At 50.5% G+C, this 24,140-nt stretch carries 24 protein-coding genes; 10 read left to right on the top strand and 14 right to left on the bottom strand.

Annotation, left to right across the window (positions count from 1 at the left end; genetic code table 11):
• Positions 1-34: 34 nt before the first annotated feature.
• The 8 genes from rimK (at position 35) to rlmC (ending at position 7,869) form a co-directional block, all read left to right on the top strand.
• The gene (gene rimK, locus OH773_RS14830) at positions 35-937 is read left to right on the top strand and encodes a 30S ribosomal protein S6--L-glutamate ligase (RefSeq protein ID WP_270139543.1); all 903 of its coding nucleotides are present in this window, start codon (positions 35-37) and stop codon (positions 935-937) included.
• Positions 938-1,054: 117 nt separating this feature from the next.
• Positions 1,055-1,537: a YbjN domain-containing protein gene (locus tag OH773_RS14825; protein ID WP_270139542.1), complete on the top strand. Its 483-nt coding sequence runs from the start codon at positions 1,055-1,057 to the stop codon at positions 1,535-1,537.
• A gap of 391 nt (positions 1,538-1,928) precedes the next feature.
• Positions 1,929-3,041 carry a spermidine/putrescine ABC transporter substrate-binding protein PotF gene (gene potF, locus OH773_RS14820; RefSeq protein WP_270139541.1) on the top strand — a complete coding sequence of 371 codons (1,113 nt, stop codon included), beginning with the start codon at positions 1,929-1,931 and terminating at the stop codon, positions 3,039-3,041.
• 170 nt (positions 3,042-3,211) lie between these two features.
• Positions 3,212-4,345: a putrescine ABC transporter ATP-binding subunit PotG gene (gene potG, locus OH773_RS14815; protein WP_270139540.1), complete on the top strand. Its 1,134-nt coding sequence runs from the start codon at positions 3,212-3,214 to the stop codon at positions 4,343-4,345.
• 9 nt (positions 4,346-4,354) lie between these two features.
• Positions 4,355-5,308 carry a putrescine ABC transporter permease PotH gene (gene potH / locus OH773_RS14810; RefSeq protein ID WP_270139539.1) on the top strand — a complete coding sequence of 318 codons (954 nt, stop codon included), beginning with the start codon at positions 4,355-4,357 and terminating at the stop codon, positions 5,306-5,308.
• Complete coding sequence (gene potI, locus OH773_RS14805) at positions 5,305-6,150, top strand: putrescine ABC transporter permease PotI (protein ID WP_270139538.1); 846 nt, start codon at positions 5,305-5,307, stop codon at positions 6,148-6,150. Before potH ends, potI begins: the two co-directional genes overlap by 4 nt.
• 111 nt (positions 6,151-6,261) lie before the next feature.
• Positions 6,262-6,696: a YbjO family protein gene (locus OH773_RS14800; protein ID WP_255459255.1), complete on the top strand. Its 435-nt coding sequence runs from the start codon at positions 6,262-6,264 to the stop codon at positions 6,694-6,696.
• 45 nt (positions 6,697-6,741) lie between these two features.
• On the top strand, positions 6,742-7,869 hold the full coding sequence (gene rlmC / locus OH773_RS14795) for a 23S rRNA (uracil(747)-C(5))-methyltransferase RlmC (RefSeq protein ID WP_270139537.1): 1,128 nt from the start codon (positions 6,742-6,744) through the stop codon (positions 7,867-7,869).
• Positions 7,870-8,063: 194 nt separating this feature from the next.
• Here rlmC and artJ (OH773_RS14790) read toward each other — a convergent pair whose 3' ends face one another.
• The 6 genes from artJ (OH773_RS14790) to OH773_RS14765 form a co-directional block, all read right to left on the bottom strand.
• Positions 8,064-8,795: an arginine ABC transporter substrate-binding protein ArtJ gene (artJ, locus tag OH773_RS14790; RefSeq protein WP_183270914.1), complete on the bottom strand. Its 732-nt coding sequence runs from the start codon at positions 8,793-8,795 to the stop codon at positions 8,064-8,066.
• 163 nt (positions 8,796-8,958) lie between these two features.
• Complete coding sequence (gene artM, locus OH773_RS14785; RefSeq protein ID WP_270139536.1) at positions 8,959-9,627, bottom strand: arginine ABC transporter permease ArtM; 669 nt, start codon at positions 9,625-9,627, stop codon at positions 8,959-8,961.
• Positions 9,627-10,343: an arginine ABC transporter permease ArtQ gene (artQ, locus tag OH773_RS14780; RefSeq protein WP_270139535.1), complete on the bottom strand. Its 717-nt coding sequence runs from the start codon at positions 10,341-10,343 to the stop codon at positions 9,627-9,629. The genes artM and artQ overlap by 1 nt, the downstream gene beginning before the upstream one ends.
• Positions 10,344-10,348: 5 nt before the next feature.
• Complete coding sequence (artJ, locus tag OH773_RS14775) at positions 10,349-11,080, bottom strand: arginine ABC transporter substrate-binding protein (protein ID WP_064557457.1); 732 nt, start codon at positions 11,078-11,080, stop codon at positions 10,349-10,351.
• A 19-nt stretch (positions 11,081-11,099) separates the two neighbouring features.
• Positions 11,100-11,828, bottom strand: coding sequence for an arginine ABC transporter ATP-binding protein ArtP (gene artP / locus OH773_RS14770; protein WP_064557670.1), 729 nt, complete (start codon positions 11,826-11,828; stop codon positions 11,100-11,102).
• Between the two features lie 212 nt (positions 11,829-12,040).
• A complete protein-coding gene (locus tag OH773_RS14765; protein WP_270139533.1) occupies positions 12,041-12,568 on the bottom strand; it encodes a lipoprotein in 528 nt (175 codons plus the stop codon).
• Positions 12,569-12,675: 107 nt separating this feature from the next.
• Here OH773_RS14765 and OH773_RS14760 point away from each other — a divergent pair, with 107 nt between their 5' ends.
• Both OH773_RS14760 and OH773_RS14755 read left to right on the top strand, forming a co-directional pair.
• Positions 12,676-12,999 carry a heavy metal-binding domain-containing protein gene (locus OH773_RS14760; RefSeq protein WP_183270910.1) on the top strand — a complete coding sequence of 108 codons (324 nt, stop codon included), beginning with the start codon at positions 12,676-12,678 and terminating at the stop codon, positions 12,997-12,999.
• Positions 12,996-13,841 carry an N-acetylmuramoyl-L-alanine amidase gene (locus tag OH773_RS14755; RefSeq protein WP_270139532.1) on the top strand — a complete coding sequence of 282 codons (846 nt, stop codon included), beginning with the start codon at positions 12,996-12,998 and terminating at the stop codon, positions 13,839-13,841. The genes OH773_RS14760 and OH773_RS14755 overlap by 4 nt, the downstream gene beginning before the upstream one ends.
• A 37-nt stretch (positions 13,842-13,878) precedes the next feature.
• On the opposite strand, the gene OH773_RS14750 is transcribed toward OH773_RS14755, so the two are convergent.
• The 8 genes from OH773_RS14750 to aqpZ all read right to left on the bottom strand — a co-directional run bounded on the left by OH773_RS14750 (position 13,879) and on the right by aqpZ (position 23,883).
• Positions 13,879-14,889, bottom strand: a complete 1,011-nt coding sequence (locus OH773_RS14750; RefSeq protein ID WP_270139531.1) for an NAD-dependent epimerase/dehydratase family protein — start codon at positions 14,887-14,889, stop codon at positions 13,879-13,881.
• Positions 14,890-14,981: 92 nt separating this feature from the next.
• Positions 14,982-16,430, bottom strand: coding sequence for an SDR family oxidoreductase (locus OH773_RS14745; RefSeq protein ID WP_270139530.1), 1,449 nt, complete (start codon positions 16,428-16,430; stop codon positions 14,982-14,984).
• A 17-nt stretch (positions 16,431-16,447) separates the two neighbouring features.
• On the bottom strand, positions 16,448-17,449 hold the full coding sequence (gene ltaE / locus OH773_RS14740) for a low-specificity L-threonine aldolase (protein WP_270139529.1): 1,002 nt from the start codon (positions 17,447-17,449) through the stop codon (positions 16,448-16,450).
• An 81-nt stretch (positions 17,450-17,530) separates the two neighbouring features.
• On the bottom strand, positions 17,531-19,252 hold the full coding sequence (gene poxB / locus OH773_RS14735) for a ubiquinone-dependent pyruvate dehydrogenase (RefSeq protein WP_270139528.1): 1,722 nt from the start codon (positions 19,250-19,252) through the stop codon (positions 17,531-17,533).
• A gap of 102 nt (positions 19,253-19,354) precedes the next feature.
• Positions 19,355-20,323, bottom strand: coding sequence for an NADH oxidoreductase (gene hcr / locus OH773_RS14730; protein WP_270139527.1), 969 nt, complete (start codon positions 20,321-20,323; stop codon positions 19,355-19,357).
• Positions 20,324-20,332: 9 nt separating this feature from the next.
• The gene (gene hcp, locus OH773_RS14725) at positions 20,333-21,985 is read right to left on the bottom strand and encodes a hydroxylamine reductase (RefSeq protein ID WP_270139526.1); all 1,653 of its coding nucleotides are present in this window, start codon (positions 21,983-21,985) and stop codon (positions 20,333-20,335) included.
• A gap of 143 nt (positions 21,986-22,128) precedes the next feature.
• On the bottom strand, positions 22,129-23,028 hold the full coding sequence (locus tag OH773_RS14720; protein WP_183270902.1) for a lysine exporter LysO family protein: 900 nt from the start codon (positions 23,026-23,028) through the stop codon (positions 22,129-22,131).
• 159 nt (positions 23,029-23,187) lie between these two features.
• Positions 23,188-23,883, bottom strand: coding sequence for an aquaporin Z (gene aqpZ / locus OH773_RS14715; protein WP_270139525.1), 696 nt, complete (start codon positions 23,881-23,883; stop codon positions 23,188-23,190).
• Positions 23,884-24,140: the final 257 nt, after the last annotated feature.

Raw genomic sequence — 24,140 nt, 5'->3', positions numbered from 1 at the left:
TGTTATTATCGGACTGGAAACGCTGAGGTGCAGGGTGAAAATCGCCATTTTATCCCGGGATGGAACGCTTTATTCTTGTAAACGGCTTCGTGAAGCGGCATCTCGCCGTGGCCACGTCGTTGAAATCATCGATCCCCTATCTTGCTATATGAATATCAATCCGGCGGCTCCGTCAGTGCACTATAAAGGCCGCCAGTTGCCTCATTATGATGCGGTGATCCCACGTATCGGGTCCGCAATTACTTTCTACGGCACCGCCGTTCTGCGCCAGTTTGAAATGTTAGGGAGCTATCCCCTTAACGAATCCGTAGCCATCACTCGTGCTCGCGACAAACTGCGGTCATTGCAGCTCATGGCGCGCCAGGGCATTGATTTACCCGTGACCGGTTTTGCTCACTCGCCCGATGACACCAGTGATTTAATCGACATGGTCGGTGGTGCGCCGCTGGTGGTGAAGTTGGTTGAAGGGACACAAGGGATCGGCGTGGTGTTAGCGGAAACGCGGCAGGCCGCGGAAAGCGTGATTGACGCATTCCGCGGTCTGAATGCTCACATACTGGTGCAAGAATATATAAAAGAAGCGCAGGGCAGGGATATTCGTTGTTTGGTGGTAGGGAATAAAGTGGTGGCGGCTATCGAACGCCAGGCAAAACCAGGGGACTTCCGCTCCAATTTACACCGCGGGGGCGTGGCGAATCAGGTCGAAATTACCGAACGTGAGCGCGAAATTGCCCTTCATGCTGCCGCCACGTTGGGGCTGGATGTCGCAGGTGTCGATATTTTACGCGCGAAGCGTGGCCCGCTGGTGATGGAGGTTAATGCGTCGCCGGGTTTGGAAGGCATTGAAAAGACGAGCGGTGTCGATATTGCGACCTTAATGATCAAGTGGATTGAGCAACAGGCCCATCCTGGTTATTGCCTGAAAACGGGCGGTTAAATTCGAGCATCGGTACCATTGGACGCATAATAATAGTATGAAGCGCTATTTTTGCGTAAGCTATGGCGCGACTTAGATAGGCTATTAATCACCCCTTTAAAAGAGGCTACGGCATTTATGGATTCACTCGTTGTCCCTACTCTGGACATCTTACGCCGCTGGCTTGACGAAATCGGCGTGACCATTTTCGAGTGCGATACCTGCCAGGCGCTCCATCTGCCCCATATGCAGAATTTTGATGGTGTCTACGATGCGAAAATCGATCTTGTCGATAATATCGTCTTGTTTTCAGCCCTGGCCGAGGTAAAGCCCTCAGCGCTATTGCCCCTGGCATCCGATCTCTCGTCTATTAATGCCAGTTCACTGACGGTGAAAGCGTTTTTAGATATCCAGGACGACAATTTACCTAAACTCGTGGTTTGCCAGTCGCTACAAGCGGCGGTTGGAATTACTCGCGATCAATTTGCTCATTTTGTTAAACAAAGCGAAGAGCAAATCTCGATGGTGATTCTGGAAGCGTGCGCGAATCAATTGCTCTACATCTCTGACGGGGAAGAAGAGCAAGACGGCGCCCTTGTTCAAACCCACTTTTTACACTAACTTCTGCACTGATCGTTTCTTTTCTGAACGCAGCGGCTGTTATGTCCGCTGCGCCCCACATTTTTTATCCTGCCTTACCCGCTATTCCTAAGCATTATTCTCGCCATTGTTGCCAGTATCACGCGACGGTGTAGGCATTTTTTTGTTAAAAAATTGATATAAGGCGCTTTTTTAGTCGCGCTATAGTCACTAACCCTGGCTACAGTTATTCTTGCGTGACACTTAAAATATGCAACGTCTGTGGGAAGGCGCCAGCTTTTTTCACCGTAGTTTGAATAGAGATGCATGGTTCTTGCATGTTCCCAAAGCATTAACTAAATGCATAAAAGTTTGATTGAGTAAATTCTGCTCGTGAAAGCGAGATTTACCCTTTATTCAGAAGGAATGACATATGTTCGCCCAACGTAAAAAATTGTTGTCGGGGATGGTGACGGGTTTGTTGATGGCAGTCTCTGCCACGACATTTTCCGCTGAACAAAAGACGCTGCACGTTTATAACTGGTCTGATTATATTGCTCCAGATACGTTGGCAAACTTTACCAAAGAAACTGGCATTAAAGTGGTGTACGACGTCTTCGATTCCAACGAAGTTCTGGAAGGGAAGTTAATGGCGGGCAGTACGGGTTATGATCTTGTCGTGCCTTCTTCGCAATTCCTAGAGCGCCAGGCTCAGGCCGGTATTTTCCAGCCTCTTGATAAGAGCAAATTACCGAACTACAAAAACCTCGATCCGGAAATGCTTAAACTGGTCGCCCATAATGACCATGACAATAAATACGGCATTCCGTACATGATGGTTACGACAGGCATTGGCTATAACGTCGATAAAGTCAAAGCGGTATTGGGCAAAGATGCGCCGGTGGACAGCTGGGATCTCATCCTGAAACCAGAAAACCTTGAGAAACTGAAAAGCTGTGGCGTTTCGTTCCTTGATGCGCCGAGCGAGGTTTACGCCAGCGTATTGCACTATCTGGGCAAAGATCCTAACAGCACCAATCCGAGTGATTACACCGGTGCGGCGAACGATCTGCTGCTGAAATTGCGTCCGTCTATCCGTTATTTCCACTCTTCCCAATACATCAACGATTTGGCTAACGGCGACATCTGCGTGGCGATCGGTTGGTCTGGCGATATTCTCCAGGCGGCAAACCGCGCTAAAGAAGCCAAAAATGGCGTGAATATTGCTTATACCATTCCTAAAGAAGGGGCGATGGTGTACTTCGATATGTTCGCAATAACCAATGACGCGAAAAATAAAGATGAAGCCTATCAGTTCCTTAACTATCTGATGCGACCGGATGTCGTCGCGAATATCAGTAATCACGTTTATTACGCTAATGCGAATAAAGAGTCGACTCCGCTGTTAAATGCTGAGATTCGTGATAATCCGGGGATTTATCCACCGGCTGATGTTCGCAGCAAACTGTTCACTCAAGGTGTGCAATCACCAAAAGTTGACCGTGTCATTACGCGTGCCTGGACTAAAGTTAAAACAGGGAAATAGTTAGATATCTTAGTTGGTTATAACTTTTAGATTTCAAGTTGCAGGTAGGCGGCAAGAGACAATCCCCAGGAGCTTACATACGTAAGTGACTGGGGTGAACGAAAGCAGCCAACACCCCTGCGATTTGAAAGATGAAAGGTAGAATTTTGCTTTTGCCGGAGAGCACACAATTGACCGATGTAATCCCTCGTCCGCACGCGAAAACTCGCAAGGCGCTTACGCCGCTGCTTGAAGTTCGCAACCTCACTAAGTCCTTTGACGGGCAACATGCCGTTGACGATGTCAATCTGACTATTTATAAAGGCGAAATTTTTGCGCTGCTCGGGCCATCTGGCTGTGGTAAATCAACGCTATTACGCATGCTGGCGGGTTTTGAGCAACCCAGCGCGGGCCAGATTGTACTGGATGGCGTGGATTTATCGCTTGTGCCCCCCTATCAGCGGCCCATCAATATGATGTTCCAGTCCTATGCACTATTTCCGCATATGACGGTCGAGCAAAATATTGCGTTTGGACTCAAGCAAGACAAGCTGCCGAAAAATGAAATCGCGCAGCGTGTACAGGAAATGCTGACGCTGGTTCATATGCAAGAGTACGCCAAACGTAAACCGCACCAGCTTTCCGGCGGACAGCGTCAGCGTGTCGCGCTGGCACGAAGCCTTGCGAAACGGCCAAAACTATTGCTGCTCGATGAGCCGATGGGCGCTTTGGATAAAAAATTGCGTGACCGTATGCAGCTTGAAGTGGTGGATATACTCGAGCGCGTGGGCGCGACCTGCGTAATGGTGACGCACGACCAGGAAGAAGCGATGACCATGGCGGGACGTATCGCCATTATGAATCGTGGCAAGTTCGAGCAAATTGGCGAGCCGGAAGAGGTCTACGAATATCCGGCTACGCGCTACAGCGCGGAATTTATCGGTTCGGTGAACGTCTTTGAAGGGCTGTTGAAAGAGCGCCATGAAGATGGACTGATCATTGAAAGCCCTGGGCTGATTCATTCGCTTAAAGTTGATCCGGATGTTTCGGTGGTTGACGGTGTGCCGGTGTACGTCGCACTGCGTCCTGAAAAAATCATGCTTTGCGAAGAACCCCCAGAAGACCGTTACAACTTCGCGGTCGGTGAAGTGGTGCATATTGCCTATCTTGGCGACCTGTCGATTTATCACGTGCGTCTGGTGAGTGGGCAGATGATTAGCGCGCAGTTGCAAAATGAGAACCGGAACCGCAAGGGGATGCCAACTTGGGGCGACGAAGTTCGTCTGTGTTGGGATGCCGAGAGTTGTGTGGTCTTGACCGTTTAAGGGGGCGAAATGAGCACGATTACTGAACGCCCGGCCGAGCCACCGGCCAACAGTTTTAAAATGTGGCTGGCAAAAATGCAAATGCTCCATGGCCGTAAGGTTGTGATTGCATTGCCGTATTTGTGGCTGATTTTGCTGTTTATGCTGCCGTTCTTGATTGTATTCAAGATAAGTTTTGCTGATATCGCACGATCGATTCCGCCTTATACCGATCTCATCACCTGGGCTGACGATCAGATTTCACTGGCGTTGAATCTGGCGAACTATCTCCAGTTAACCGACGATCCGTTATATGCAGAAGCCTATTTGCAGTCGCTGCAAGTCGCTGGGATATCTACTCTATGCTGTCTACTGCTGGGATATCCGCTGGCTTGGGCGGTGGCACATAGCAAATCATCAACGCGTAACATTCTGTTGTTGCTGGTGATTTTACCTTCCTGGACCTCCTTCCTGATCCGCGTTTATGCATGGATGGGAATACTGAAAAATAACGGTGTACTGAACAACGTATTGATGTGGCTGGGCGTGATTGACCAGCCATTGGTGATTCTACATACCAATCTTGCGGTCTATATCGGTATTGTTTATGCCTATTTGCCGTTTATGGTGTTGCCAATTTATACCGCGCTGACGCGACTCGATTACTCGTTAGTGGAAGCGTCCTTAGATTTGGGGGCTCGTCCGCTGAAAACCTTCTTCAGCGTAATCGTGCCACTGACCAAAGGCGGCATTGTCGCGGGCTCCATGCTGGTGTTTATTCCGGCGGTGGGGGAGTTTGTTATACCGGAACTGCTTGGCGGGCCAGATAGCATCATGATTGGTCGTGTCCTGTGGCAGGAGTTCTTCAACAACCGGGATTGGCCTGTTGCATCAGCGGTAGCGATAACCATGCTTATCCTGTTGATAGTGCCGATCATGTGGTTCCACAAATATCAAAACAAAGCTGCGGAGGACCACGCATGAACAATTTACCGGTAGTGCGTTCACCGTGGCGCATTGTGATTTTAGTCATTGGATTCACCTTCCTCTATGCACCGATGCTGATGCTGGTTATCTATTCATTTAACAGCTCAAAACTGGTGACTGTCTGGGCGGGGTGGTCGACACGCTGGTATGTCGAATTGTTCCAGGACTCCGCGATGATGAACGCCGTGGGACTAAGTTTAACTATCGCGGCAGCAGCGGCGACGGCCGCGGTGATCCTTGGGACTATTGCCGCCGTCGTTATGGTGCGTTTTGGTAAATTCCGTGGCTCCACGGGTTTTGCCTTCATGCTTACCGCGCCGCTGGTTATGCCTGATGTCATCACCGGTCTTTCACTGTTGTTGCTGTTTGTGGCGTTGGGACACGCGATTGGCTGGCCAAGTGACCGTGGCATGCTGACGATTTGGCTGGCGCATGTGACGTTTTGTACGGCTTACGTTTCTGTGGTCATCAGCTCGCGCTTGCGGGAGTTGGATCACTCAATCGAAGAAGCCGCTATGGACCTTGGCGCAACCCCGTTGAAGGTCTTCTTTGTCATCACCGTTCCGATGATTGCGCCAGCGATTGTCTCCGGTTGGCTGCTGGCGTTCACCCTCTCGCTTGATGATCTTGTCATCGCAAGTTTTGTCTCAGGGCCGGGTGCGACAACGTTACCGATGCTGGTATTCTCAAGTGTGCGAATGGGGGTGAATCCTGAAATAAACGCATTGGCGTCTATAATTTTAGGCGTTGTTGGGATTATCGGATTGATTGCCTGGTGGTTTATGGCGCGAGCAGAAAAGCAACGTCTGCGCGACATCCAACGTGCAAGGCATAGCTGAAAGGTTTAAAATCTGGTAAAACCCACAGTGCCGCGCTTGTCGCGGCACTGTGTCGTATGGAACACGAGGTTTGCGGAAATTTTCAGGAAACGAAGTCAAACACAAGCAAAATTGAACGCTCCCACATTAGTGCTGGTGGCGGCGATTGCTATTCTTACTACACGAATCCTCGATTTGATGTTGATTTTCAACATGCTCGGTGTGAGTGGAGTGCTTGATTTTATTCATCGTAGCGTGCAAACCTGGAGCCTGACGCTGATTTTCCTCGGTAGCCTGGTGATGCTGTGTATCGAATTACGCTGTGCGTTTGTCATCATGAAAGGGCGTAATTGGGGACGCTGGCTGTTTCTTGCCACGCAGGTAATTACCGTTAGCTATTTATGGGCCGCGTCACTCGGCTGGGGGTATCCTGAACTATTCAGTATCCCTGGTGAGTCAAAACGAGAAATATTCCGTTCACTCATGACGCAGAAACTACCCGATTTGTTGGTGCTATTTTTGCTATTTATCCCTTCTCGGAGTCGGCTTTTTTTTAAACTTCAATGAATGCGTAGTGCTACAATCTACGCCCCCCGGTTTCAGGATGTCATTATGCATTGCGCACTCTATCAGGCTAATCGCTGCCGCTCTTGTCAGTGGATTGAACAGCCGATTTCCGAACAACTCACCGCCAAGATGAAGGAACTTCAGCATTTGCTGGAGGGTATTGCGGTGCAAGAGTGGTGCGCGCCAGCCAGTGGCCCTGAGCAGGCATTCCGCAATAAAGCCAAAATGGTAGTCAGCGGCAGCGTAGAGAAACCTCTGTTGGGAATGCTGCATCGCGATGGTAGACCTGAAGATTTAACCGAATGCCCGCTGTATCCGGCTTCATTTCAGGCTGTGTTTACTGTACTAAAACCGTTTATCGCACGTGCGGGACTTACGCCGTATAACGTGGCGCGTAAACGCGGTGAATTGAAATATCTGCTGTTAACGGAAAGTCAGTTAGACGGCGGCATGATGCTGCGTTTTGTCCTGCGTTCAGAAGCAAAACTGGAACAGCTCCGTGCTGCACTCCCGTGGTTGCAGCAACAGCTCCCGCAGCTAAAAGTGATTTCTGCCAACATTCAGCCGGTGCATATGGCGATTATGGAAGGCGAGCAGGAAATCCCATTAACCGAACAGCAAGCGCTGGAAGAACAGTTTAACGGTGTGCCGCTGTATATTCGTCCGCAAAGCTTCTTCCAGACGAACCCAACCGTTGCGGCATCTTTGTACGCCACGGCTCGTGACTGGGTACGTGGTCTGCCCGTCAAACATATGTGGGATTTGTTCTGCGGGGTTGGCGGGTTTGGCCTGCACTGTGCAACGCCAGAAATGAAACTGACCGGAATTGAAATTGCCCCTGAGGCGATTGCCTGTGCACGTCAGTCAGCGGAAAAACTTGGATTAACGGATATTCACTTCCAGGCATTGGATTCAACGAAATTTGCCACTGAACAGCACGATGTACCCGATCTGGTCTTAGTGAATCCTCCACGGCGTGGAATTGGCCAGGCACTCTGTTATTTTTTGAATAACATGGCCCCGAAATACATTATCTATTCAAGCTGCAATGCGCAGACGATGGCGCGGGATATTGCGTCGTTGACGGAATATCGGGTAGAACGTGTGCAATTGTTCGATATGTTCCCGCACACGGCGCATTACGAAGTGTTGACGCTGTTGGTGCGAGCTTAGTTTTTCCCCTCACCCTAACCCTCTCCCAAAGGAGAGGGGATCTTCTTTTCCACTTTTCTTTTCACCCTCTTCCATGGGAGAGGGGATCTTCTTTTTCACTTTTCTTTTCACCCTCTTCCATGGGAGAGGGGATCTTCTTTTTCACTTTTCTTTTCACCCTCTCCTGTGGGAGAGGGGCGGGGTGAGGGCATCTTTTACTGAGGGAACCACTGGGCACTGATCTTCTGATATGTCCCGTCAGCTTTAATTGCTGCCAACGCCGTATTCAATTTCGTTAATAGTGCCGGGTTATCCGGGCGTACTGCAATACCCAGCCCAGTTCCAAAATATTCTGCATCGGTAACGTGACTGCCAACAGTTCCTAATTGCGGGTTGGTTTTCAGCCACTCATTTACCACCGCCGTGTCACCAAATACCCCATCAATACGGCCATTTTTCAGGTCGATAATCGCATTCTGGTAGCTATCGTAAGAAACTGTTTTAATCTCCGGATGCTTTTCCTGGAGATATTTCTGGTGTGTGGTGCCATTTTCCATACCGATACGCTTACCTTTCAGTTCATCAAAAGAGTTAAACGCACCTTTTTTGGCAATTACTACCGCCGAGTTGGCGTAGTAGGGTGTGGTAAAGGAAACTTGCTTGCTACGTTCAGGCGTAATATCCATACCTGAAATCACCGCGTCATATTTGCGGAATTTAAGTGACGGGATCAAACTGTCAAATGCGTGGTTTGTGAACGTGCACTCTGCCTGCATTTGTTTGCATAAAGCTTTAGCCAGGTCGATATCAAAACCGACGATCTGATTATTAGCATCAAGTGATTCAAATGGCGGATAAGTGGCAGAAGAACCAAAGTTGATTTTGTCGGCTGCGGCCACGTTGAATGCGGCTGTAGCGAACATGGCGGCCAAAATAAACTTCTTCATTTGTGTTGCTCCCGTCTGTCGTGTTTTATTGTTTTCACCGTTTCTCGGCGTAAAAAAATCATGCCAGCAAATGAATTTATATGCAAATAAAATGTATAATTATATTTATTGAGATACAAAAAAGGCGGGGAAGCCCCCGCCTTTTTGAGTGATTAACGATATCTTAATTACGGCGTTCAAACGCCAGCGCCCGGCGCTCTATCACTCGCATTAACAGCGTGAGTAATCCGTTAACGACCAGATAAACCAAACCTGCGGCACCGAATACCATCACATCGTAAGTGCGACCGTACAGAAGTTGCCCGTGGCCCATGACTTCCATCAGCGTAATGGTGTACGCCAGAGAAGTACTTTTAAACACTAAAACCACTTCGTTCGAGTAAGAAGAAAGTGCACGTTTAAATGCATATGGCAGCAAAATCGCGAGGGTATCTTTCTTGCTCATACCCAAAGCGTCGCACGACTGCCACTGGCCATCAGGAATAGCGCGAATAGCACCGTAAAACAGTTGCGTGGTGTAGGCTGCACTGTTTAAAGACAGCGCAATCAATGCGCACAGCCACGGTTCAGAAAGCAGGTGCCATAAAACAGGGTAGTTTTGAATCGACGGAAATTGACCTGGGCCGTAGTAAATCAGGAAGATTTGCACCAGCAGCGGAGTGCCGGTGAACAGCGTGATATAGCCACGGACAATCCACACCAGCACCGGGGTTTTCAGCGTCAAAACGATGGTGAAAAATAGCGCTAAAATCAGCGCGACAACAATGGATGCCGCAGTGAGTGTCAGGCTGGTGTGCAGACCTTTCAACAGTTCCGGTAAATACTCAAGCATCAGCCGGGTCTCCGTTCAAAACGTGTCGCTCGTTGGTCAATACGCTTAAGAACGTACTGGCTGATGAGGGTGATCACGAGGTAGATCGCGGCAGCAACCACATACCAGGTAAACGGCTCCTGAGTACGGGTGGCGATACTTTTAGTCTGTAACATCAAATCGTTGACGCTAATCAGCGAAACCAGTGCAGTATCTTTTAGCAATACCAGCCACTGATTACCTAATCCTGGTAGCGCATGACGCCACATTTGCGGCATCACCAGACGGAAGAAAATGGCGGCTTTCGATAAACCTAACGCCTGGCCGGACTCCCATTGCCCAATGGGCACGGCTTTGAGTGCACCACGCAAAGTCTGCGAAGCATAAGCCGAGTAGAGCAGGGAAAGTGCGATCACGCCGCACAGGAACGGGCTGACATCGAAATTCTCAATCTGTAATTGGATAGGGATTTGCGCCAAACCGAGGTTGAGCACAAAACCATCTGAGAGGATCAGCAGCAACTGTGAGGAGCCGAAATAAATAAACAGCACCACCAGAATTTCAGGCAAGCCGCGCAGCACCGTTACCCAAGCTGAACCCAGCCAGGCAATCGGACGCCATTTTGCAGACTCCCACACGGCAAAAATCATCGCCAGAGCCAGACCGATGATCAGCGCACAAACGGCAAGGCCGACGGTCATCCCGGCGGCGCTCGCTAAAGTAAACATTTCGTTCATTCAGATTACTTCTGGAACCATTTTTCGTAGATGGTTTTGTACGTCCCATCTTGCTTCACTTTTTCCAGCGCGGTGTTGAATTTCGCTTGCAGGTCAGTGTTGCCCTGACGAACAGCGATACCCAAACCGGTACCGAAGTAGTCTTTATCCGTGACTTTATCGCCAATAGCGGCCAGTTTAGGATCGGCTTTCAGCCATTCGGTGACCACAGCTGTGTCACCAAATACGGCGTCAATACGGCCGCTTTCCATATCCAGCTTGGCGTTCATGTAGCTGTCATAAGGAACGGTGGTAATTTCTGGATGTTTATCCATGATGAATTTTTGATGCGTGGAGCCGTTCTGCATACCCACTTTTTTGCCTTTCAGCGCACTAATATCAGCAATTTTGCCTTTCTGGCCGACAAACAAAGCAGAGTTTTCATAATACGGGCTGCTGAACAGAACCTGTTTTTCACGCTCTGGAGTGATATCCATACCCGAGATAACCGCGTCGATACGGCGGAATTTCAGGCTTGGGATTAGGCTGTCAAAAGCCTGGTTGCTGAAAGTACAGGTTGCATCGATCTCTTTACACAGCGCGTTCGCTAAATCGACATCAAAACCAACGATCTTGTTGCTGGCATCCATAGATTCAAACGGAGGGTAAGACGCTTCCATAGCGAAACGAATAGTTTGTGCAGCCGTCGCGGAAAGGCTCAGGCTGGCTAATAATGTGGCAAGCAGAACTTTTTTCATGGTTATTTTCCCGGATACATCAGTGTGACAGATAGAATTTAAACGCTTCGGTCTGTGGTTTTGCGAAGCAACTCGCATCACCTTGTTCAACGATGTGGCCATTTTCCATGTAAACCACGCGGCTTGCGGTTTTACGCGCAACTTCGACTTCGTGGGTAACGATGACCTGAGTGATGTTGGTTTCAGCCAACTCACGAATGATGCTGACGATTTGCGCGGTGATTTCTGGGTCCAGTGCTGCGGTCGGTTCATCGAACAGCAGGATCTGTGGTTCCATCATCAATGCACGAGCAATCGCGACACGCTGCTGCTGACCACCGGAAAGGTGGAGCGGATACCTGTCCATATAAGGTTTCAGGCGTAAACGCTCAAGCAGTTTATCGGCGCGAAGGCGTGCTTCATCTTTGCTGATCCCAAGGACGCGGCAAGGTGCTTCCATCAGGTTTTGCAGCACGGTGAGATGTGGCCAAAGATTGTATTGCTGGAACACCATACCCACGTTGCGACGCAGTTCACGGATGGCTTTATCGCCAGGCGCTTTTGCAAAATCGAAATGGTTGTCTGCAATAGTGAGTTGCCCTGAACGCGGCATCTCAAGCAGATTGAGTACGCGCAGAAGCGAGCTTTTGCCTGCGCCGCTTGGACCAAGCAGCACCAGCGTTTCGCCCTGTGGGCAACTAAGAGTGATATCGAACAGCGCTTGATGTGCGCCGTAAAAACAATTAATGCCGTTTAGTTGAATACTCATGCGCATAAGTTGAATAGCAATTGAAGCCGCAAAGGGTACCTTTAACAGAATAGTTATGCAATCTTTGTGCGTTAAAACCTAAAAATAACTACTCGCGTGCATTAAAGGTAGCACAAAATAGCGAGGCGGGAGGGAGGTAAGAATAAATGTCGGAGTTATTGAAAAATTCCAGACTATTTACAAGGGTTACCTTCCCTCTCCCGCAGGGGAAATTACTCGGTTTCTATGGCCTGACGCAGGCTGCCAGAAGGCGCATGGTTGTTTACACCAAGATAACGCACGTCATCGACTGCCCAACACTGGCCTTCGCGAATCATCAGCACTTCATCTTGCCAGCTTTGACTGCCTTTAGTGAGATTTACACGCAGCGGGATATTGCGTGCATCGGTGTTAGGAATGGTAGACGCGGAGGCGACTGCGGCACTGTCTGCGCCATCTGCGTTGCTGGTAAACATGTTGCTGCGCATAAAGTCATTTTGCGCATTAGGCGACGCGCTGGCTTTTTGCATTTGCTGCGCCAGACTGTCACTCATATAGGGGCGTAAGGCGGTAATCGCGCTGCTGCCCTGGGCTTTATGGCTTATTTGATAATCGTAAAATTTCTGCGCCACGCTATCCGGGCCACCGTCAATGCAAGGGCCGCTGTGGGTGCCAATGTCTTTAAAAGCGGGCGTTACGGGAGTAGTACAGGCCGTGAGTAACATCGCGCACGGAAGAAGAACCAAAACTGAGCTGCGCATTTTTATTTCCTTATCTTCTCAGGAGGACTAACTTAGCATAGCGTATCGTTGTCAAAATGCGTGGCAGGTAATGCGCTAAGATGTTGATACAAAGAGAGGAGAAGCTTATGCAATTTACAACTACCCCAACGCTCGAGGGGCAGAGCATTACAGAATATTGTGGCGTGGTAACTGGAGAGGCGATTCTGGGCGCCAATATTTTTCGCGACTTTTTTGCTGGAGTGCGCGATATCGTCGGTGGCCGTTCCGGTGCATACGAAAAAGAGTTACGTAAAGCGCGTGAGATAGCGTTTAGAGAATTGCAGGAACAAGCTGAAGGTTTGGGTGCCAATGCGGTAGTCGGCATCGATATTGATTACGAAACCGTAGGCAAAGAAGGAAGTATGTTGATGGTGAGCGTCACCGGTACTGCGGTTAAAACGCGTCGATGAAAGGTCGTCTGGTAATGCTTTTAATCGCGCTTGTGCTTGCTGGGTGTTCCAGCAAGCCCGAGGTTAGCGATAAAAAGGTCGTCGATCAGGGCGATTTTAAGGTCGACACGAGCCACACTGCGCAGGCTGCCTATCCGCGCGTGAAAGTGTTAGTTATTCACTACACAGCCGATGATTTCACCGGTTCGTTATCCACTTTAACTGACAAAAATGTCAGTTCTCATTACCTGATACCCGATACGCCACCGATGTCTGGCGGCAAGCCGGTTATCTGGCAACTGGTGCCGGAAAGTGAATTGGCGTGGCATGCTGGCGTGAGCTTCTGGCGCGGTGCGACGCGAATCAATGACACATCAATTGGCATTGAGCTGGAAAATAAAGGCTTTACGCGCGTTGAACGGGTTAATCAATTTTACCCGTTCAACGAGGCGCAAATTTCGGTACTGGAAAAACTGGCGAAAGTGATTATCGCTCGTTATCAAATCCAGCCGCAAAACGTGGTCGCCCATGCGGATATTGCTCCACAACGTAAAGTTGACCCAGGCCCATTATTTCCATGGCAGCAACTGGCACAACAGGGCATCGGTGCCTGGCCGGATGCAAACAGAGTCGCCTTTTATCTGAATGGCCGTGGGCCTTACCAACCCGTGGACAGGCGAGGCTTGCTCGATGTGTTATCGCGATACGGTTATCAAGTGACGCCTGAAATGACGTGGGAGCAACAAAAGAGAGTGATTCAGGCCTTCCAGATGCATTTCCGCCCAACAAAATATTCCGGTGATGCGGATGCACAAACTCTAGCCATTGCTGAAGCGCTACTCGAAAAGTACGGTCAGAGCTAAACCCTCTGGCTTGCGAATTGCAACCAGGAGGGTTTACTTAACGAAGCAACGTACCGTGGTCACGCAACCAGAGCGCGGTACGGCGTATACCTTCATCCAGCGTCACAATCGGTTGATAACCTAATTCCGTTTCGGCTCGCGTCGTATCCAGGGTGAGATCAAAATTAAGTTTTGATACCCCATAATGCGTTAGCACAGGTTCTTTGGCCGATTTATTGCCAAAACGCTCCATGCTGCGGGCGATCATATCCAGCATCGGATAAGGAACGGAACGAATACGGCATTTGATCTCTAAGTCATCAATCAGCTTTTGCACGATCACGCGCAGCGGGCGAGCTTCCATATTAGTGATGTTATATGCGCGCCCTGAAGGCAACGTTTCGCAACGCTCTGTTGCGAGCCACATCGCATGCACCGCATTCTCGATATAAGTCATATCAACCATCGCGTCGCCGCCGCGTGGCAACAATACACTGCCGTAGTGGCGCATCATCTGAACCAGGCGCGGGAAAAAGACTTTGTCATGTGGGCCAAACAGACTTTGCGGGCGCAAAATGGTAAAGCGTGTGTGCGGGTTTGATTGCGCGAGCAGTTGAATCACTTCTTCGCTGGCGGCTTTGCTGCGGGCAAATTCATTGGCAAAGCGGACAGGGCGAAATTCTTCGCTGATGTTGCGATGGTGGTGATAATCAAAGTAGAGCGAAGGTGAGGAGATGTGTACGAAGTTACGTACGCCCCAGGCCACGGCCCATTCACCTAAGCGACGGGTGGCACGGACATTTGCAAGATCGAACGCTTCCTGAGTCCCCCACGGCGAAGTAAAGCTTGAGCAATGCCAGAGTGTATCGACATCGGCCAGCATCACCTTGGCCTGCGAGGAAACCAATTCGGTAAGGTCAGCGCGAATAAACTCCGCACCCATTTTTTCCAGCAGTTTTCCCATGGCTTCGTTGCGCCCGGTTGCCCGAACACTGATGCCTTTTGCGCGAAGAAATTCGACCGCGTTTCGGCCTAAACCGCTGGTTGCGCCCGTTACCAGTACCTTCATTTAGACCAACTCATGCTAATTGAGATTTACGCTGCGCATTTTTCCGTGAAATGGCAGCGCTTGCAATGGGGAAGACCAAAGATTAGGAGAAGTTAACGGACTTTATGTGACATTTGCTCGGAAAGTTGACAAATCCGTCGGGCCATACCCCGGAAAATGAACAGATGCGCGGGTATCATGACCAACCAGTAGAATAATCCTGCTGTTCCATGTGGATGCCACCATGCGCGAACATCAAGCGAGCGATGTTTACCGTTGTCACGTATCGTGAATGAAAGTCGGCCAAGTCCCGGGGCTTTCATACCAAATAACAACGTCAGCTCTTTTTGCGGTTCGACAATAATCACTTTCCAGCTATCGACCTGATCCCCCACCTCGAGCATATCGCGTGCCGGGCGGCCTTTTGCCAGTTTATGACCGACGAGCAAATCCATTAAGCCACGGGTTTTCCACAGAATATTGCCAAAGAAATACCCCTCTTTACCGCCGATCTGATTAACCACGCGCCATAAATCTTCCCGTTCAGCAGAAGTATTGAGTGTACAGCCCGCTTGTTTCGGGAAATAACCGTATTCTGGACGCCAACGGGCAAACGCCTGTGCGTCATAACCCCAGTCCTGCGAGTTCGCGAGTTTGTTCTCGTCTTCAAGCGTTGCGCGTACCGCATCGTCAAAGTTCAGGAGTGGCTGAGGGATCAACGCGCGTAATGCCCGATCGTCAGCCAGAAGATCGTGTTTCAACCCCTGGATCAGAGCTTTGGCAATGGTTGGCGGCACGGACGTTATCATGTTGAGAAACCATACCGAGATCCAACGAGTTGGCAGCGGAATGGGGATGAGTGGGCGATGTTTGCCACTGACCGCCATGAAGCGCTCAAATTGCTGTTGATAGCTCAGCACTTCCGGCCCAGCGGCCTCAAAAAGTCGGTTTTCTTGTGAGGGATGGTTGAGTAATTCGATTAAATAATACAGCAAATTTTCCAGTGCAATGGGCGTGGTGCGTGAACGAACCCAGCGCGGTGGTGTAAGCACCGGTAAGTTATAAACCATATCGCGCATCACTTCGAAAGCGGCGGAACCGGCACCGACGATAATACCAGCGCGGATCTCCGTCACTGGAACGCCTGAATCACGCAAAATATCGGCCGTAAGCTGGCGTGCGCGCAGATGCTCTGAATCCCCGTCACCTTCTGCAGCTTGAAGCGAACTGAGAAAGATCAGCTGTTTTACCGGATGTGCCCGCAACGCATCGCGTAAATTGAGTGCGGTCTGGCGTTCATGGGCAACGAAATCTGCACCGTCGCCCATGCTATGCACCAGATAATAAAGCGTATCGACATTTTCCAGCAGTGCCGGAAGGGTTTCCGGCCACTGTAAATCGACATGGCGACAAACCACGTCAGGCCAGGGTTGTTTCTCCAGCCACTCAACTCGCCTTGCGGCAGCCGTAACGTGATGCCCGGCCGCGGCAAGTTGCGGCACCAAATGTTGGCCTATATAGCCGCTTGCGCCGAGCACCAGAATGTTTTGTGGCTGTGTCATCGTCCCTGATCCTCAGCTTAGCGCTGTAAAAAAGCCTGCCAGTGGGAAACCACTTCAGCTAACTGCTGACGATTCACATCAAGGTGCATCACCAGGCGTGTGATTGGCCCGGCACTCATTAAAACGCCGCGCTCTTTCATGAATTTGCCGAGGCTTTCAGCTTGCTCTACCGGGACGCGCACAAACACCATATTGGTGTCCTGACGGGTGACATCAACGCCGATTTCGCGCAATTCGCCCGCCAGCCAGTGGGCGTTGTCGTGGTCGGTTTTCAGGCGCTGCACGTTGTTTTCAAGTGCGTACAAACCTGCTGCTGCCAGAATACCTGCCTGGCGCATACCGCCGCCGACCATTTTACGCCAGCGAGTAGCACGCTTAATGTATTCACGGCTGCCGACTAACAGCGAGCCAACCGGCGTTCCCAGGCCTTTAGAGAGGCAAATGGTAAAGGTATCGCAGTAGCGCACCACTTCTTCAAGCGTGCAGCCATATTCCACCACAGCGTTGAAGATACGCGCGCCATCAACGTGCAGCGCCAGATTGTGGTTGCGGCTAAAGACCCAGGCTTGTTGAAGATACTCGCGCGGCAGAACTTTGCCGTTATGGGTATTTTCAAGGCTGAGCAGTTTGGTGCGCGCAAAGTGGATATCGTCAGGTTTGATTTTCGCGGCGACTTTATCGAGCGGCAATGAACCGTCTGGATTGGCATCGATGGGCTGCGGTTGAATACTGCCTAATACTGCGGCACCACCGGCTTCGTACAGATAGTTATGGGCCAACTGCCCGACAATATATTCTTCTCCGCGTTCGCAGTGGCTAAGCAGCGCGACCAGGTTTGCCTGAGTGCCGGTTGGCAGAAATAGTGCGGCTTCTTTACCACTGATTTTAGCGGCGTAATCTTGTAGTTCATTGACGGTAGGATCATCACCGTAGACGTCATCACCGGTCGGTGCGGCCATCATACGTTTGAGCATTTCATCACTCGGGCGGGTTACGGTATCGCTGCGCAAATCAATCACGGTGGGTCCTTATTATCCAGAATTGTTCCCCCTTCATACTTCAAGTTGCAACTTGAAGTATGAAGGGGATAAACCTCCGTTTTACCGGAACCAGTTCGTTTTCGCCAGTTCGATCACTTCATCACCTCGCCCACTGATAATGGCTCGCAACATATAGAGGCTGAATCCTTTGGCTTGTTCCAGTTTGATTTGCGGTGGAATGGCTAATTCTTCTTTCGCCACCACCACGTCCACCAGCACCGGACCGTCAATGCTGAAAGCTCGTTGCAATGCGCTATCCAGGTCATCAGCTTTTTCAACACGAATACCGGTGATGCCGCAGGCGGTGGCGATATTAGCGAAGTTGGTGTCGTGCAGTTCTGTGCCGTCAGTCAGATAGCCACCGGCTTTCATTTCCATCGCCACAAAACCCAGTACGCTGTTGTTAAACACCACAATCTTGATCGGTAATTTCATTTGTACTACCGAAAGAAAATCGCCCATCAACATGCTGAAACCACCATCGCCGCACATGGCAACAACCTGCCGATTCGGCTCGGTGGCTTTTGCGCCCAGCGCTTGCGGCATGGCGTTGGCCATTGAACCGTGAGTGAACGAACCTAAAAGGCGACGTTTCCCGTTCATTTTCAAATATCGCGCGGCCCACACGGTCGGGGTGCCTACGTCGCAGGTAAAAATGGCGTCATCATCGGCGTAATGACTGATTTGTTGAGCGACATATTGTGGATGGATTACGTTGCCATCGCCTGGCTGTGCCAGTTCATCAAGGCTTTCACGCGCTTCGCGATAATTATCCAGCGCTTTATCAAGGAAACTGCGGTCAGTTTTTTCTTCCAGTAGCGGAATAAGGGCCGCAAGCGTGGATTTAATATCCCCGATCAGCGCCATATCAACTTTACTGTGTGCGCCGATGCTGCCCGGATTGATATCAATTTGAATGATTTTCGCGTCTGTCGGGTAGAAGGCGCGATAGGGGAATTGGGTGCCGAGCAGAATTAACGTGTCGGCATTCATCATGGTGTGGAACCCGGACGAGAAGCCAATCAGCCCGGTCATGCCTACGTCATAAGGATTATCATATTCGACATGCTCCTTCCCACGCAGAGCGTGAACAATCGGCGCTTTAAGGGTCGCGGCAAATTGCACCAGCTCCTCATGCGCTCCTGCACAACCGCTACCGCACATCAGGGCGATGTTGTCGTTATAGCGCAGTAGCTGGGCAAGCTTTTTAAGCTCTTCATGTGCGGGAACAATGACAGGCTGTGGGGCGGGATACCAGTGCGTGCTAGCCGTTTCAGGGGCGGGTTTCAGCGCCACGTCACCCGGTAAAACAACCACTGACACGCCACGATTAAGCACCGCTTTGCGCATGGCAATCGCTAAAATTTGTGGAATTTGTTCCGGGGATGACACCAGTTCACAATAATGGCTGCATTCGCGGAATAACTCTTCGGGATGGGTTTCCTGGAAATAACCACTGCCAATTTCGCTGGAGGGAATATGTGCGGCGATCGCCAGCACCGGCACGCGGTTGCGATGGCAGTCGAATAAACCATTGATTAAGTGCAGGTTACCTGGCCCGCATGAACCCGCGCATACCGCCAGTTCACCTGAAAGATGGGCTTCTGCTCCTGCGGCAAAAGCGGCCACTTCCTCATGGCGTGTGGGCATCCATTGAATCGTACCCATGCGGTTCAGGCTGTCGCTCAGGCCATTGAGAGAATCACCCGTGACGCCCCAGATGCGTTTGACGCCTGCATTTTCAAGAGTTTTTGCCAGATATGCGGCTACAGTCTGTTTCATTACTTCTCCTTGTCACGATTCAGTTAACGTAAACAAGCTTAGTCAAGGAAACAGAAGAGGCGGGGCAGAAAGTGCCACTCTGATTGAGTGGCACGAGAGGGTTTAAGCGAGAACTAAATCACCCTGCGGGTGGCAACAGCAGGCCAGGACATAGCCGTTAGCGATTTCTGCCGGAGTCAGTGTCATGGTGCTGCTGACCGTGTAATCACCGGAGTCGATTTTGGTTTTACAGCTGCCACAAACACCGGCACGGCAGGCCGCGTTCACTGGAACTTTGTTGCTTTCCAGCGCAGCCAGCAAAGTACTGCCCACCGGGGCGTAGAACTCACGCAGCGGTTTTAGTGTCGTGAATTTCAAACCACTGTTTACGGGGGCCGCAACGGGTGTAAAGAATTTTTCACAGTAAAAATCTGTCACGCCAAGCGCTTTGACTTCTTTTTCTACCATTTCCATATAAGGCGCAGGCCCGCAGGTCATGACGGTGCGTGAAGCAATATCCGGAACCGTCGTCAGAATATCGCGCGTCAGACGCCCGGCGATGAAGCCATGCGTTGCGTTATTCTCGGCGACCAGTGTTACCGGAGCATTGCGCCATTCATCCGCGAAAATCACATCTTCCGGCGAGCGAACGTTATAAATAATCTGCACGTCAGCCTGTGGACGATGTTTCGCTAACCAGCGGCGCATCGACATAATCGGCGTCACACCGCAACCGGCTGCTAAAAACAGGAAACGTTCGGAAGTGAAATCCTGGCAAGTAAATTCCCCCTGGCCTTCTGAAAGCCACAGGTAATCACCGACTTTCACTTCCTGCGTCAGCCATTGAGAGCCAACGCCATTCTCGATACCACGGACGGTCAGCGTAATGAATGGGCTGAGTCCGGGTGTCGAAGAGATCGTGTAAGCGCGTAGTGTTTCGTCACTATTACGAATACTCACCAGTGCGTATTGCCCAGCCTTGTAAGGATAAAAGTCGTGATTAATCAGCGACAGCGTCCAGACGTCAGGCGTTTCCTGGTGAATATGATGTACCTGCATGCGATGCGGGCACAGTGGCGTTGGCATAGTCATGGCGGCTCCTTATGCGCTCATCAGCTGTTTGATGTCTTCTTCAACGGTAGTAATGGCGCGCAGGCCAAACTTCTCGTTCAGAACAGCCAGCAGATTTGGCGTCAGGAAACCTGGAGCGGTTGGGCCGGTAACGATGTTAGTCACGCCCAGCGACAGCAGGGTCAACAGAATAACAATCGCTTTTTGCTCGAACCAGGAAAGCACCAGGCTCAGCGGCAGGTCGTTCACGCCACAACCGAGTTTCTCAGCAAGAGTCACGGCAAGGATGATGGCAGAGTAAGCATCGTTACACTGACCCGCATCCACCAGACGTGGCAGGCCTTCGATGTCGCCGAAGTCCAGTTTGTTGAAGCGATATTTACCGCAGGCCAGGGTCAGGATCAGGCAGTCTTTCGGCACGCTGGTCGCGAAATCTGTGAAGTAGCTGCGTTCGCCACGTTCACCGTCACAACCACCTACCAGGAAGATGTGGCGTAGTTTTTCGCGGCTGACTAAATCAATCAGCGTGTCGGCAGCGCCCAACAGAGTCTGGCGGCCAAAACCGACGGTGATCAGGTGTTCGATCTCGCTGTACGGGAAGCCCGCCATTTGCTGCGCCTGAGTAATCACAGGTGCAAAATCATCGCCTTCGAGGTGACTCACACCCGGCCAGCCGACGATGCTGCGTGTCCAGATGCGGTCGGTGTAAGAACCCACTTCCGGGTTGATGATGCAGTTTGAAGTCATCACTACAGGGCCAGGGAAGCGAGCGAATTCGGTCTGCTGGTTCTGCCAGCCGCTGCCGTAGTTACCGACCAGGTGCTTGAATTTACGCAGTTCCGGGTAGCCGTGTGCTGGCAACATTTCGCCGTGGGTATAGACGTTTACGCCAGTCCCTTCGGTTTGTTCCAGCAAGTTATAAAGATCTTTCAGGTCGTGACCAGAAATCAAAATACATTTGCCTGCAACCGGACGGACGTTAACTTGCGTTGGCGTTGGATGGCCGTATTTCTCGGTTTCGCCATGATCCAGGATGCTCATCACTTTGAAGTTCATCTGGCCGATTTCCATGGAACACTCAAGCAGTGCGCCCATGTCCGCAGGCCAGGTGCCAAGCCACGCCATGATTTTATGGTATTGGGCATAGATATCGTTGTCGTACTGGCCGAGTACGTGAGCGTGTTCCATATACGCCGCAGCGCCTTTCAGACCGTACAGGCACAGCAGACGCAGACCCAGAATATCTTCACCAATTTCTGCTTTATCGCGGTTTGGCGCGAAATCAGCGGCCTGACGTTGCAGGTCGCCCAGATCGTTGCTGACCAATTGCAGCTCTGCCATTGGGTTGGCGACAGTGATATTAGGGTTAATTGCCAGGCTTCGTGCCTTCAGGCTTTCACGCAGTGCGATAGCGTCTTGCGCATAACCGACAATGCGTGGGGAGTCGAAGTTAACGTTGGTGAGGGTAGAGAAGAAAGCGCGAGGCGCAAAGTTGTCGATTTCATGGTCGATAATGCCGACTTCACGTGCGGCAATGGCCCATGCAGACAGCCCCTGCAGCGTGGCAATCAACAGATCCTGGAGATCAGATGTCTCCGCTGTTTTGCCACACATACCCTGAGCGTAAGAGCAGCCGTTACCCGCAGGGGTGCGGATTGTTTGTTCACATTGCACACAAAACATAATCGTACCTTTTAAAGTTATATTTGATATACATCTTTAAGGTTATGCTCAGTGCGTGGCAGGGAAAAGGGATTTTTTATGCAACTTAGAGGGAGATTGATTTAGCGCAAATTTGGCGGCAGAAACCTACCGCCAACGAGGTATCAGGAGGCGAAAAATGCCATCAGCAGAGGTGTCAGCAAGCTAAGGATAAAACCGTGGACAATCGCCGCGGGGACAATTTCCAGGCCTCCACTGCGTTGCAGTACCGGTAGCGTGAAATCCATTGATGTTGCGCCAGACAACCCAAGAGCCGTGGAGCGGCTACGGCGTACCAGACCTGGAATCAACATGATGGCAATCAGTTCCCGCGCAAGATCGTTGAAGAACGCGGCACTGCCAATCACCGGGCCGTAAGATTCCGTCATCAAAATTCCGGAAAGTGAGTACCAACCGAAACCTGAAGCCATGGCTAAACCGGTTTTAATCGGCAGGTCGAGTATAAAGGCGTTGATAACGCCACCCGCCAGGGAGCTGAGTGCCACGACCACCGCGACAATCATGCCGCGCCGATTTAATACGATCTGCTTTAATGTCATGCCGCTATTACGCAACTGGATGCCCACCAGCAACAGCAGGAAGATGAGCGTGTATTCGCTGGCCGCGGTGGCGTGGTGAAAGATCGGCCATCCGGTTAGCCCGAGCGCAAATCCTGCCACGACGACACCGCAGAGTTTTAGCGATTCCAGCGCCATGGCAATACGCGATGGGAGTTGTTCTTGCTGGTGACTGTGCCGCCAAGGCATGGAGCGCTCCAGCCAAAGCAGCGCCGCTGCATTACAGAGCAGTAATACGACAACGCTAACTGCTGCATATTGAAAAATCGCCAACAGATTGCTGGCCAGGTTATCGAGAAATGCGAGGCTGATGCCCATGAAAAATAAAATGACGTAAACAATCCAGCTCAGCAGGCGATTAATAAGCTTGAGCAGGCTGGTTTGTTTTAAAGGAATGAGATAACCGACGATCAGCGGTACTAAGATAATTAACAATCCCGAAAACATGGCGCGGACAATCCTTACAAAAAAAGTAACGGCATATGTCACACTACCCAAAGAAAGGGAATGAGTAAAGCTACGAGAAAAGAGGATTTTTATGCAGGATACCCTTGGCGGGATAAGGTTATTTGCGCAGGGTAGAGGGATCCACCCTGCGCGAGTCTATTAGTTACGTTTTTCCAGCAAAGTGCGGTAAATAACGCCACCGAGGATACCGCCAACGATTGGCATGACCCAGAATAACCACAACTGTTCTAAGGCCCAGCCGCCCTGGAAAATCGCCACAGCAGTGCTGCGCGCCGGGTTCACAGAGGTGTTGGTGACGGGAATACTGATCAGGTGAATCAACGTCAGTGCCAGGCCGATTGCAATCGGAGCAAAACCGGCTGGGGCAAATTTGTCTGTTGCACCATGAATAACAATCAAGAAGCCGCAGGTTAATACGATTTCAATAATAATGGCTGACATCATGGAATAATGGTCTGGCGAATGTTCACCGTAGCCATTTGAAGCAAAGCCACTTGCCGCTGCATCAAAACCGCTTTTACCACTGGCAACTAAATAGAGAATACCTGCCGCAACGATACCGCCGATGACCTGCGCAACAATATAGCCAATCACTTCTTTTGCCGGGAAACGACCGCCTGCCCATAAACCCAACGTGACGGCAGGGTTAAAATGGCCACCGGAAATATGACCGACGGCATAAGCCATGGTTAATACGGTTAAACCAAAGGCTAATGCAACACCGACAAAACCAATCCCTAATTCTGGATAAGCCGCCGCGAGCACCGCACTCCCACACCCGCCAAATACCAACCAAAATGTACCAAAGAACTCTGCTGCTAACTTCCTGAACATAACCACCTCAGCTTTCAAAAAAACAAATATCGGGCAAGCAATATCCTTCCATCGTCAAGGTGCAGATACGCGACTGCCACTCACGTTATTTCTGGATGCTTTTAATACTTGCCTGATTATTTTTTGTTACAGCCATCAAGTAAATAAGGCTATAAATAAAAGAGCTGCAATGTTAATAATTTCAGTTAAAAATAACCAGTCCATTAAATTCGCATAAATTGATTTGAGGCATTGAGATGCCCTTATTTACAAGGGTG

This window comes from Buttiauxella sp. WJP83, assembly GCF_027594725.1.
GTDB classification, from domain to species: Bacteria; Pseudomonadota; Gammaproteobacteria; order Enterobacterales; family Enterobacteriaceae; genus Buttiauxella; species Buttiauxella selenatireducens.
The sequence above is the reverse complement of the archived record's forward strand: the minus strand, read 5'-3'. Positions and strand labels throughout refer to the sequence as shown.